An 11584-nucleotide genomic window follows, 5' to 3' on the forward strand; every position below is an offset into this window, starting at 1 on the left:
GCTCCGGGCGGGCTGGCCGCCCTGGGGCTGTGCGCTTTCGCATGGTGGCGCTGCGCGGCAGCGGCACGCCGGCGTTCACGGCGTCGCCCAGCAGGCTGCTCTTGGTGGCGCCCTCGGTATTCGCCGATTGCGGATCGACCTGGTTGCGCAGCACCAGCGACAGCGTGCCGACGCTGCGCGCCAGGTCCAGCTTTTCCACCTGGTCCGGCGTCAGTTCCAGCGTGACCGCGTTGACCACTTTCGGCTTGGTATCGTCGCGGCTGGATTCCTGCGCGATCGCCAGCACCAGGATGCGTTCCAGCACGATCTTGGAGATCGCCTGTTCGCGCACCAGGTGGTCGCCGTTGCTGTCGCTTTGGGTGTTGACCAGGATGTCGACGTAGTTGCCGGGCAGCGCGAAGCCGGCCACGCCGACCACGTCGTTGACGCGCACGGTCATGGCGCGCTTGCCTTCGGCCACCACCGACGACAGCCCGCCCTGGCTGCCGGCCGGCGCCAGCTTGCCTTCGGTGATCGGTTCGCCGCGCTGCACGTTGGCGCGCGTGATGCGGCCTTCCAGCGTCTTGATGTCGGTCATCGCACCCGGCGGCACCGAGCTGGCCGGCCAGTCCACCATGTGCACCAGTTCCGGCGTGATGCGCGCCCCCATGCTGATGTCGAGCATGGCCACCGCGACCTTGTTGCTGTTGCTGGCCGACTGGCCGGCGATCCATTGCGCCGCCACCACCACGGCCGCCAGCGCCAGGAACAGCGCCACCCCTATCATTGTCAGAGCACGAGTGTTTCTCATCCCAGCCTTCCTGCGTTAAGCGGATTGGTTTGCAGTTCGCGGCGTTCGCGTTCCTTCTTCTGCTGTTCGGCGGCGACGCGTCGGGCGCCGGCGCCGGCAAAGTAGTTGTGCCAGGCCCAGTCCAGCGAGCGCTGGTTCAAGGCGGGCGGCGTGCTTTCGTAGCGGGCCAGGTCGCGCACCTGGCGGATCAGGTCGCGCGGATAGCAGGCCAGCAACGGCGTCTCGTCCTTGGCATGCAGGCCGCCCAGCAGGTAGTCGAAGGCTGCGGCGTCGAATGCGATGCCGTACTGCGCGCAGGCCTGGCGGAACAGAAGCTCATATTCCGCGGGGCTTTGCGGCGGTACTTCTATCTTGTATCCGAGCCGGCGGAGGAAGGCGCCATCCGATAAACGTTCCGGCAGGAAGTTTGACGAGAATACCACGACCACATCGAAAGGAACTTGAAAAACCAGTCCCGTGTGCAACGAAAGATAATCGACGCCACGGTCCATCGGCACGATCCAGCGGTTCATCAATTCCAGCGGCGAGCAGCGCTGCCGTCCGAGGTCGTCGATGATGAAAATACCGTTGTTGGCTTTCAGATGAGGAGGCGCCTGGTACAGGCGCGTGTTGGCGTCGAAGCGCAGGTCGAGCATCTCCAAGGTCAGTTCGCCGCCGGTTAGCGCGGTCGGCCGCTGCAGGCCGCGCACCCAGCGTGCGTCGAGCGTGCGCAGCAGGTCGCTGCCTTCCTCGGCCGGCGGCGCGTCGGCGGCAGGGCGGTGTTGCACCGGATCGTAGAAGGGCACCACTTCGCCGTCGATCATGATGGCGTAAGGCACCGAGATGGCGCCGTGCAGCAGGTCGCACAGGCGCTCGGCCAGGAAGGTCTTGCCGCTGCCGGCCAGGCCGTAGATGAAAATCGCGCGGCCGGAATTCATCGCCGCGCCCATCTGGTCCAGCACCTGCGCGCTGGCGACGACGTCGTGGAAAGCGGCTTGCACATCGGAACGCGTGACATGCAAGTGACGCACGCTTTGCGTCTCCACCTGCGCCACGTAGGCGGCCAGCGTGACCGGCGCCGGGCCGGCGTAGGAGTTGCGGTTGAGGCAGGCGATGGCGCGCTGCATGCCGGCCTCGGTCAGGTGATAGGTCAGGTCGGCGTCGGTGCCGCTGCCGCCGCTGCGCGTGACCTCGCACAGTTTTTCGTTGCGCAAATGCGTCACCAGCGGCGTGATCACGCTGACGCTCAGTTTCAAATGCGCGGCCAGTTCCGGCAGGCGCACCTGGCCGCGCTGGAACAGCACCTTGCACAGCAGCTCGACCAGGAACAGGAACGGCAGCCCGGTTTCGTCGGTGGTGCGCGGCGCGCGGGCGTCGGCGGGAGCTTCGCTGATCTGCGGAGTGGACATGATGCCCATCAGAAGAACAGGCTGCGGCCGCTGCTGGCGCCGACGATCAGGTAGGGCGCGGCGCCGGCGGCGATGGCCACCGCGTACGGCAGGCGGCCGCTCGGCGTGGCCGGCGCCTCCATCTTCGGCACCTCGCCCGCGAGCGAGCGCAGCATGCTGTATTTGATCAGGTGCCAGGTGTTGTAGAGCATCGGCTTGAGGCGGCCGTTGAAGCCGGCCACGACCAGGGCCAGCACGCCGCCGGCCAGCAGCGTCAGCAGCGTGATGCCGGCCACCGCGCCGGGACCGGTGAAGGCGCCGATCATGGCCATCAGCTTGACGTCGCCGGCGCCCAGGGCGCGCATGGCGTACATCGGCAGCAGCAGGCACAGGCCGACGGCCAGGCCGGCCAGCGCCTTGACCAGGCCGATGCCGCCAAAGACTTGTATGAAGAGACCGTCGCCAGCAGGCAACACTGCGTTGAACAACAGGCCCAGTACCGCGCCGCCGAACACCAGCGCATTGGGAATGCGGCGGGTGCGCAGGTCGCTCCAGACTGCCAGTGCCAGCAAGCAGCACAGTATGATCAACGGCAAGATGGTCATTCGTTCGCCTTGTAAAAGGGGCAGACAATTTAGTGTATAGAATATTTCCGGAACGGCGTACACCGTTACGGAAATATTTGCAGCTTGCAAATCAGGAGGATTTCACCAGGCCTGAGATATAGCTCAACGAATCGGACAGTTTCGTGCCGAGAATGGCGACACCGCCGGCAACCGCTGCTGCAATCGCGGCGGCCATCAGTGCGTATTCGATGGCGGTAATGCCATCTTCGTTGCGGACAAAATTACGGAGGGCATTCATTGGGGGCCTCGGAAAGTTAAGGGAAGGGCCGCCGCGCCTACGGGTCAAGGTTGGCGTGGCGGTTCGCCGTGTGCGGCCATCGGCCTCCGCACGGCACGGATAAAAAAAGATCCGGCGCGGGTCCGGATCTTTTGATGCGGCGGCCGATTACGACGACTTGATCAGGCCGGAAATATAGGTCAGCGAGGCGGTGAGTTTCGGACCGAGGAAGGTCAGGCCGGCGGTGATGGCGGCGGCGATGGCGGCGGCCATCAGGGCGTATTCGATGGCGGTGATGCCGTCTTCGTTGCGGATGAAGTTGGTGATTGCGTTCATGCTGAGCCTCGTTAAAGTTAGTTGAGTAATCGGATGCTGCGTCAACTAAAACGGGGTTCAGGTTTTAGGTACTGCAATGTTGCCTATATGAAGCATTCTACGTTGTCTTGCTTGTCACTGCATAGCAGACAAAAGTCACTTTCGGACCGTGACATTTGTCACGGTCGCTCAGGTCTTGGCGCCGAGCACGGCCAGGATGGCGATGATCACGATCACCGACGCCAGGGCGGCGATCAGCGCGTATTCCAGCAGCGTGGCGCCGTCATCGTCGTGGACGAAGCGTTGAATCGATGGTGTGCGCATGCGGCTGCTCCTGTAAGGCGGGGTGGTAATCGATGGTACAAACTGGCATTCTAGACAGCCTGGTATCGTTTCACATCCGACAAACGTCCTGATGTGCCGTGACATTTGTCACGCAAAAAAAATCCGGAACGCGGTTCCGGATTGAAGGCTGCTGAACATCGAGGAGATGGTCGATCAGGACGATTTGATCAGGCCGGAGATATAGGTCAGCGAAGCGGTGATTTTCGGGCCCAGGATGGCCAGGCCGGCGGTGATGGCGGCGGCGATGGCGGCAGCCATCAGGGCGTATTCGATGGCGGTGATGCCGTCTTCGTTGCGGATGAAATTGGTGATTGCGTTCATGGTGAGCCTCGTCAAAGTTGGTGGAGTAAGTGGGGTTGCTTACGACGATTTGATCAGGCCCGAGATGTAGGTCAGCGATGCGGTGATCTTCGGTCCGAGAACGGCCAGGCCGGCGGTGATGGCGGCGGCGATGGCGGCGGCCATCAGAGCGTATTCGATGGCGGTGATGCCGTCTTCGTTGCGGATGAAATTGGTGATTGCGTTCATGATGAACCTCGTAAAAGTTGGTTGAATAAGTAGGGTGACTGCTTCAACTAAAACGGGGTTCAGGTTTTAGGTACTGCTGGTTGCACTGCTGATGTAAGTCATTCTACGCAGCGCACCGCCGCCGCACATCCGACAAACGTCACGACCTGCGGTGACATTTGTCACCTTGTGGGCCATGAGGTTGGCGTGACCCCTCGCAGCACGGGCGGCCATGCGTCGGTTCTGCGCCGACCATCCGGCCGCCCAAGCGCAGAAAAATTCTGCGACTGAAAATTTATTATTGCCGCAGAAATGTTTTCATGGCCTAATGTTCCGTTCCAAATGCGCGGATAGCGATCCTGCCGCGCGTTCATGTAGTGATATAAAAAACGGGAGAAAGACCATGCAGGGAAAACACCTGTTGTGCAGCCTCGTGAGCGCCACGCTCGCGGTCGGCATGACGAGCACCGCCATCGCAGCGCCAGCCACCGTACCAGCCGCTGCCGCCACCAGCGTCTACAACCAGCCCCCCAAGGAAATCCTCGATGTGATGCGCGCCGCAGCGCCGCCGTCGCCGTCGCTCAGCCCGACGCGCGACCGCCTGATGCTGGTCACCATGCAGGATTACCCGTCGATCGCCAAAGTCGCCACGCCGTTCCTGCGTCTGGCCGGCGTGCGCATCGAACCGGGCAACCGCAGCCAGCACGACACGCCGGGCGGCTACGGCATTCCGCCGTGCGTCAGCGCCATCGACCTGGTGCAGGTCGACGGCGGCAAGCAGACCGCCGTCAAGCTGCCGGCCGACGCCTGCCCGCGCCGTCCGGTGTGGAGCGCCGACGGCCAGCGCTTTGCGTTTGAAAACATCACCAGCGACGCCGTCGAGCTGTGGGTCGGCGACGCCAAGACCGGCGCCGTGCGCCGTCTGCCGGGCGTACGCCTGAACCAGATGTTCGGCGACCAGTTGCAGTGGATGCCCGACCAGAAAACCCTGCTGGTCAAGCAGGTCGCTGCCCGCAAGGCGCCGCCGGCCGCGCCGCCGGGTTCGGACGGCCCCGGCATCCAGGAATCGCTCGGCGAAAAAGGCCAGAGCAGCACCTACGAAAACCGCGACACGCTGCGCAACCGCCACGACGAGGAACTGTTCAACTACTACGGCACCTCGCAACTGGCGCTGGTCGACGCCGCCAGCGGCAAGATCACGCCGGTCGGCAAGCCCGGCCTGTATGAAGAACTGAGCGTGGCGCCGGATGGCCACCACGTGGTGGTCACCGAAATCCGTCCGCCGTATTCCTACGTCACCACCTTCGACCGTTTCCCGAAACAGATCGATCTGTGGGACCTGACCCAGCGTGCGGGCAAGGACGGCAATCCGGTGGTGCGTGAAATCGCCGCGCTGCCGCTGGCCGACCGCGTGCCGAACCGCGGCGTGCCGGTCGGTCCGCGCAACTTCTCCTGGCGTCCGACCGACGCGGCGACGCTGACCTGGGTGGAAGCGCTGGACGGCGGCAACCCGAACGTCAAGGCCGCCGAACGCGACAAGCTGATGGTGCTGAAAGCGCCGTTCACTTCGGCGCCGGTGGAAATCACCCGCACCGAGCAGCGCATGGCCAACCTGCAGTGGAGCGAACAGCCGGGCGTGGCCCTGCTGAGCGACTACGACGTCAACCGCAAATGGCTGCGCACCTGGCTGCTGAACGTGGACGATGCGCAGAATTCGCGCCGCCTGATCTGGGACCAGTCGAGCGACGAGAAGTACGCCAATCCCGGCCAGCCGGTGCATCGCCGCCTGGCGAACGGCTTCCCGGTGATCCGCCAGGAGGGCGACACCATCTTCCTGTCCGGCGCCGGTTCGTCGCCGGATGGCGACCGTCCGTTCCTCGACAAGTTCAACCTGAAGACGCAGCAAACGGAGCGCCTGTTCCGCAGCAGCAAAACCTCGTATGAACAGTTCATCGGCTTCGCCGGCAACGACACCCGCCATCTGCTGACCTGGTTCCAGTCGCCGGAAGACACGCCGAACGCCTTCGTGCGCACGGTCGGCGCCAGCACCACCGCCGCTGCCGGCGAGCCGGGCTATGCCTCCACCAGCGTGGCGCTGACCCACCTGGTCGATCCGGTGCCGCAGGTCCGCGAGATCAAGAAGCGCCTGGTCAAGTACAAGCGCGCCGACGGCATCGACCTGTCGTTCACGCTGTACACGCCGCCGGGCTACAAGGAAGGCACGCCGCTGCCGACCATCCTGAACGCGTATCCGCTGGACTATGCGGACGCTTCCAAGGCGGGCCAGACCACCGGCTCGCAGGCCACCTTCACCCGTCTGCGCCAGTACCGCCTGCTGCTGCTGTCGGGCTACGCCATCATCGACAGCGCGGCCTTCCCTATCGTCGGCGATCCGCGCAAGGCGTATGACACCTACACCGAGCAGCTGGTGGCCAACGCCAAGGCGGCCGTCGACGAAGCGGTGCGCCTGGGCGTGACCGATCCGAACCGCGTCGGCGTGACCGGCCACAGCCATGGCGCGCTGATGACCGCCAACCTGCTGGCGCACTCGGACCTGTTCCGTGCCGGCGCGGCCACCAGCGGCTCGTACAACAAGTCGCTGACGCCGTTCGGTTTCCAGAACGAGCGCCGCTCGGTATGGGAAGCGCCGGAGGTCTACACCAAGGCGTCGACCTTCTTCTACGCCGACAAGCTGAAGACGCCGCTGCTGATCGTGCACGGCGGCGACGACGCCAACCCGGGCACCACGCCGCTGCAATCGGTCAAGCTGTTTGAAGCGATCCGCGGCAATGGCGGCGTGACGCGCCTGGTGATGCTGCCGCACGAGCCGCACTGGTACGCGGCGCGCGAATCGAACGAGCAGCTGGTGTACGAAATGCTGCGCTGGTTCGACAAGTACGTGAAGAACGCACCGGCCGCAACCACGGCACCGGCTGCCGCGGCGCAATAACCGTGCTGAAGGTTGTCGTTGCGGTGGTGTTGGGCGGCGTACTGCAATTGGCGAGCGCTGAAAAGATGCAGACCAAGGACCAGTGCTTTGCCAAATGCGCGCCCCTGATCGCCGGAGAACCGGCGTTCAAGGACCCGCATGAGGCAAGCTTGAAGAAGATCCGGGCCAAGCGCGAAGGCATCACCGACCCGGAGAAGCTCAAGCAGCTCGACGAAGAGGAAGCGGACCAGCTGGAACGCTTCCTCGACAAGAACGAGAAGACCTGCCGTTCCCTGTGTTCGTCCTTCCCCGACACGCTATAAACACAAAAACCGGAGCATGCTCCGGTTTTTTTTTGCCGCAGGGCGGATCAGGACGACTTGATCAGGCCCGAGATGTAGGTCAGCGAGGCGGTGATCTTCGGTCCGAGGATGGTCAGGCCGGCGGTGATGGCGGCGGCGATGGCGGCTGCCATCAGCGCGTATTCGATGGCGGTGATGCCGTCTTCGTTCTGGATGAAGTTTTTCATGGCGTTCATGGTGAGTCTCCTTGTCTGGTAATCAGGCGGAGGTGCCGCCGATGAAAACCATTCTACGCAGCCGTGTCGCGCTGCGCAGTGGACAAACGTCACGATCTCCGGTGACATTTGTCACCAATTCTCACACTAGGCGGGAACGCTGGTCATGCCGTGCTTGGTGGCGTAGACGTACAGTTCGAGCCGGTTGGCCACGCCCAGCTTCTGGTAGATCGTGGTCAGGTTGTTGCGCAAGGTCGGCTCGGCGATGAACAGCTTGGAGGCCAGCTCCTTGTTCGGCGCGCCATTGCCTTCCACCACCACGGCGACGATCTTGCGTTCCTTCGGCGTCAGCGAAGCGATGCGGGCCGCTTCCGGATCGGCCTTGGCCGGCGCCGACAGCTGCCCCAGCAGGGCGTTCATCAAGCTCGGGTCGACGCACATATCGCCCTTGAACACGCTGCGGATGCTGTTGAGCACCACGTCGGCCGGCGCTTCCTTGCTGACCACGCCGCGCGCGCCCAGCTTGACGGCCTGCGTCAGCAAGCCCTGGTCGCGGTTGCCGGACAGTATCATCACCTTGGCGCCGCTTTGCTGCAGCAGCTGCGGCAGGATTTCGATCGAGCTGCGGCCTTCAAGGTCGAGGTCGAGCACGATCACGTCGGGTTTCAGCAGGCTGGCCTGCTGCAACGCGCTATCGTTGTTGTTGGCGGTGCCGACCAGCGTCAAATCGCTGCCGCCGCCTTCGATCAGTTTTTCCAGCCCCCACAGCATGGTCTTGTGGTCGTCTACCAGCAGGATGCGGATAGGTGTGCTCATGTCTTGCCTCGGTCAGTTATACCGGGATGGCGATGCTGACTGCGGTGGCGCCTGGCGTATCGCAGTCGATCTCGATCGTTCCGCCCAGCGCAGCGGTGCGCTCGGCGAGTGATCCAGGCAGGAATGGGGCCGTGGGACCTTCCGGGGTTTCATTTTCGATGCGGATCCGCAGCTGGCCGTCAGCGTTGTTGAGGCTGATCGTCCCGGTGCGGGCGCGGGTGTGTTTGCGTATATTGTGCATGCCTTCATTCACGATCTGGAACACTTCCGCAGCGAGCCGGTCGCTGATGGTCAGGCCGTCCTGCGCCTGTATCGTAATCTGGATATCGTAGAACTCTTGCACCTGCTGCGCCTGTCGACGCAACGCCACCAGCAGTTCAGCGTCGGTTTGCGACGCACCCTGCCGTACTTGACGGGTGAATTGTCGCATGTCGCCGATGACCTGGGTGGTCATGTCCAGCAGTTTATCAAGTTCCGCCGCAACCGGGTGGTCCGATTGCAACGTTTGGCGCACCGCGCTGATGCCGTGGCGCAGGCCGATGTAGGGCTGGATGGTGGTGTCGTGCAGGTCGCGGGCGATCTTCTGCCGCTCGCGGAAGGCGGCGTCCGAGGCCAGGCGGTCGAGCAGCACGATGTTTTCGATCACCGGAAACACCTGCGCCGCCAACTGTTGCAAAAACACCGCATCGACGCGGCTGAAGCGGTGCCGGTCGGACACCACGTAAATCCGACCCTCGCCCTTGCGCAGCGGCAGCGGGGCGCTGATGAAGGAACTGGCGTCCAGCAAGTCGATCAGCTGTTCGACGGTTTCCGGCGGCAGGCGCTGCCAGCGCGCCTGCTCCGGCGTGCGGCTGCGCGACTCCAGCGTGCCCGGCAGGCGCGCATGCAGCGCCGCCGCATACTGCACCAGCGCCTGCGGTGCGAACACCAGCAGCGGCGCGGCGGCGCCCTCCGGCAGCCGCGACAGCGAGGCGCGGCCCTGCGGCGCGCCCGAGGAGTGCAACTGCCACAGCTCTTCGGGATTGTCGCGCATCAGCAGCAGGCAGTTGCTGGCGTGGTAGAAGTCGCGCGTCTGCTGCAGCACCAGGGCGATGGTCTGGTCGACGCCGAAGCGCGGATTGGCCAGGCGGCTGACGTCGCGCAGCAGGCGCAGGCGGCGGCGCTGCGCCACGCCCAGGCCGCCCCAGTAGGCGATCATGTAGCCGAGCGCCAGCACGAAGGCGGTGCGCAGCAGCAGGTGGGCGTGGTTGATGCTGCTGTCGGTCAGCCAGGTCGACAGGGCCAGCGCGAAGGTGGCGCCCAGCGTGATGCGCGCGCCCTCGTCGAAGCCCCACTGGAAGGAGGCGGTCAGGATGACGAAAAAGAAAAACGGGAAGAAGAAACTGTTGCCGCCGCCGGTGCAGTACACCATCAGCGCGTACCAGCCGAGGTCGATCCAGTACACCGCCTTGCCGTGCCAGAACGGCGTGCGGTGGCGGCGCGCCACCAGCAGCAGGGTCAGGCTGTGCAGCAGGTAGCCGCCGAAGATCAGCGAATTGAGCAGGTTGCGTTCGCCGTAGCGGTTGCCCAGGTCGCCGGGCGCGACCACCAGCGTCAGGATGGCGGTCAGCGCCAGCACCAGGCGCATGACGAACACCATCGACGCGCCGACGGCGTCGCCGGCGTTGCGCGCGACAGTGCTGGAAGGGCTTTGTGGTATCAATCACGTCTCCTGCCGCGCGTGCCGGCGGCTTCACATATACCCAGGCTAAACAAAATAGCGATTCGATAGTTGTTGCTAACTCAATCGAGTCTACGCAGTCGAAGCTGCTCTGTCCAGCCAGCGCGTGTTACGCTGCTTGCCATGGTTCACGCCCGCGTTGGCCCCGCGCCGCGCCGGCGCCGCGTTTTTGATGCTATGAGAAAACATTAAATAACTAGGCGACATAAATGAATCGGGATAGAATAGCTTACCGTCACCTCATTCCCGTGGCGCTGCCGCCGGCCCCTGCTGCGCCGGCCAGCCCGTCAGCAGTGCCGCGCCATCTGCGCTCCCGCCTGTATTTTCAACGTAACCGTACCACGGACGCAACACCATGAGAGTGCCCGGATTCCTGCGCCGCCAGCGCGGCTCGGCCGTCGTCGAGATGGCGATTGTCGCCCCCGTCGCGTTTCTGCTGCTGATCGGCCTGATCGAATTCAGCCTGGTCTTTTTTGTCACGCTGACCATGCAATACGCGGTGCGCGAAGGCGCGCGCTACGCCGTCACCGGCCGCACCGACGTCGACCCGACCTCGCGCCTGAAGTCGGTGATGCAAGTCATCCGCACCAATTCCATGGGCTACCTCGATACCGTGTGCCCGGTGTTCTCGGTCAACGGCACGGTGTCGTCGACCGCCAACGCCGCCACGGTGCTGGGCGCGCCCGGCGACATCGTGGTGCTGCGGCTGGACTGCACCTGGAACCTGGCCACGCCGATCGTCGCTGCCGTGTTCCCCAGCGGCCAGTACAAGTTCGCGGTGGCCGCCACCATGCAGAACGAGGCGTTCACGCCATGAGCCCGCGCCGTTATCACCGCCATCGCGGCCTGGCCGCCGTCGAGTTCGCGCTGCTGCTGCCCTTGCTGCTGGTGCTGATGCTGGGACTGGTCGATGTGGCGCGCGCCATGCAGGCGCAGATGATCCTGATTAACCTCAGCCGCGAGGCCGCCAACCTGGCCTCGCGCGGCAAGCTGCAGTTGTCGGAAAACGCCCAGACCATCATCGGCCAGGTGGCGGCGTCGGCGCCGCCGCTCGACATGAACAAGCTGGGCATGATCTACATCACCCGCATCATGGGCTCGACCTCGGGCGGCACCACCAAGAGCATCGTGCTGGAACAGTACCGCTGGGACGACGCCGTCAACAACCGCGGCTACCGCATCAGCGGCTACGCGCCGCTGTCGAAGATCTGGACCTGCAGCAACTGGGCCAGCGGCACCGCCGGCACCTGCGTGGTGCCGACCGGCAGCACGGCGCCGGTGGTGTCGATGATGAGCGGCCAGCTGCTGGACGGCGAAGTGATCTACGTGGTCGAGGTCTACTACAAATACAACATGCTGTTCCAGACCTTCACCTTCGGCAGTTTCAGCACGCCTTCGCTGGCGACCGATTTTTACTCGATGACGGTATTCTGAC

At 64.2% G+C, this 11584-nt stretch carries 15 protein-coding genes; 4 read left to right on the forward strand and 11 right to left on the reverse strand.

What is annotated here, in order from left to right; genetic code table 11:
- From cpaB to GJ698_RS25790, 8 genes are all read right to left on the reverse strand, one after another.
- A partial coding sequence (cpaB, locus tag GJ698_RS25755) for a Flp pilus assembly protein CpaB (protein WP_154360725.1) occupies positions 1-790 on the reverse strand: 790 nt, incomplete at its 3' end.
- A complete protein-coding gene (locus GJ698_RS25760) occupies positions 787-2178 on the reverse strand; it encodes a DUF8689 domain-containing protein (protein ID WP_229260174.1) in 1392 nt (463 codons plus the stop codon). The genes GJ698_RS25760 and cpaB, both read right to left, overlap by 4 nt.
- An 8-nt stretch (positions 2179-2186) precedes the next feature.
- A complete protein-coding gene (locus GJ698_RS25765; RefSeq protein WP_154360726.1) occupies positions 2187-2762 on the reverse strand; it encodes an A24 family peptidase in 576 nt (191 codons plus the stop codon).
- A 91-nt stretch (positions 2763-2853) separates the two neighbouring features.
- Positions 2854-3021: a Flp family type IVb pilin gene (locus GJ698_RS25770; RefSeq protein WP_154360727.1), complete on the reverse strand. Its 168-nt coding sequence runs from the start codon at positions 3019-3021 to the stop codon at positions 2854-2856.
- A gap of 147 nt (positions 3022-3168) precedes the next feature.
- On the reverse strand, positions 3169-3336 hold the full coding sequence (locus GJ698_RS25775; protein WP_154360728.1) for a Flp family type IVb pilin: 168 nt from the start codon (positions 3334-3336) through the stop codon (positions 3169-3171).
- Between the two features lie 168 nt (positions 3337-3504).
- On the reverse strand, positions 3505-3639 hold the full coding sequence (locus tag GJ698_RS25780; protein ID WP_154360729.1) for a Flp family type IVb pilin: 135 nt from the start codon (positions 3637-3639) through the stop codon (positions 3505-3507).
- Between the two features lie 174 nt (positions 3640-3813).
- Complete coding sequence (locus GJ698_RS25785; RefSeq protein WP_154360730.1) at positions 3814-3981, reverse strand: Flp family type IVb pilin; 168 nt, start codon at positions 3979-3981, stop codon at positions 3814-3816.
- A 39-nt stretch (positions 3982-4020) separates the two neighbouring features.
- Entirely contained in the window at positions 4021-4188 is a 168-nt protein-coding gene (locus GJ698_RS25790) for a Flp family type IVb pilin (protein WP_154360731.1), read from the reverse strand.
- 412 nt (positions 4189-4600) lie between these two features.
- Here GJ698_RS25790 and GJ698_RS25795 point away from each other — a divergent pair, with 412 nt between their 5' ends.
- The gene (locus GJ698_RS25795; protein WP_371865438.1) at positions 4601-7117 is read left to right on the forward strand and encodes a S9 family peptidase; all 2517 of its coding nucleotides are present in this window, start codon (positions 4601-4603) and stop codon (positions 7115-7117) included.
- A gap of 2 nt (positions 7118-7119) precedes the next feature.
- Complete coding sequence (locus GJ698_RS25800; protein ID WP_154360733.1) at positions 7120-7419, forward strand: hypothetical protein; 300 nt, start codon at positions 7120-7122, stop codon at positions 7417-7419.
- A 47-nt stretch (positions 7420-7466) separates the two neighbouring features.
- Here GJ698_RS25800 and GJ698_RS25805 read toward each other — a convergent pair whose 3' ends face one another.
- The 3 genes from GJ698_RS25805 to GJ698_RS25815 all read right to left on the reverse strand — a co-directional run bounded on the left by GJ698_RS25805 (position 7467) and on the right by GJ698_RS25815 (position 10131).
- Positions 7467-7634, reverse strand: a complete 168-nt coding sequence (locus GJ698_RS25805) for a Flp family type IVb pilin (RefSeq protein WP_154360734.1) — start codon at positions 7632-7634, stop codon at positions 7467-7469.
- 126 nt (positions 7635-7760) lie between these two features.
- On the reverse strand, positions 7761-8429 hold the full coding sequence (locus tag GJ698_RS25810; RefSeq protein WP_154360735.1) for a response regulator transcription factor: 669 nt from the start codon (positions 8427-8429) through the stop codon (positions 7761-7763).
- A 16-nt stretch (positions 8430-8445) separates the two neighbouring features.
- On the reverse strand, positions 8446-10131 hold the full coding sequence (locus GJ698_RS25815; protein ID WP_154360736.1) for a sensor histidine kinase: 1686 nt from the start codon (positions 10129-10131) through the stop codon (positions 8446-8448).
- Positions 10132-10504: 373 nt separating this feature from the next.
- On the opposite strand from GJ698_RS25815, the gene GJ698_RS25820 reads away from it, so the two are divergent.
- Together GJ698_RS25820 and GJ698_RS25825 are read left to right on the forward strand one after the other, a co-directional pair.
- Positions 10505-10966: a TadE/TadG family type IV pilus assembly protein gene (locus GJ698_RS25820; protein WP_154360737.1), complete on the forward strand. Its 462-nt coding sequence runs from the start codon at positions 10505-10507 to the stop codon at positions 10964-10966.
- Positions 10963-11583 (forward strand): TadE/TadG family type IV pilus assembly protein, encoded by a 621-nt coding sequence (locus tag GJ698_RS25825; RefSeq protein ID WP_154360738.1) that lies wholly within the window; start codon positions 10963-10965, stop codon positions 11581-11583. Before GJ698_RS25820 ends, GJ698_RS25825 begins: the two co-directional genes overlap by 4 nt.
- The last annotated feature ends 1 nt before the right edge of the window (position 11584 follow it).

Origin of the sequence: Duganella aquatilis (assembly GCF_009674565.1) — a bacterium.
Lineage (GTDB): Bacteria > Pseudomonadota > Gammaproteobacteria > Burkholderiales > Burkholderiaceae_D > Rugamonas > Rugamonas aquatilis.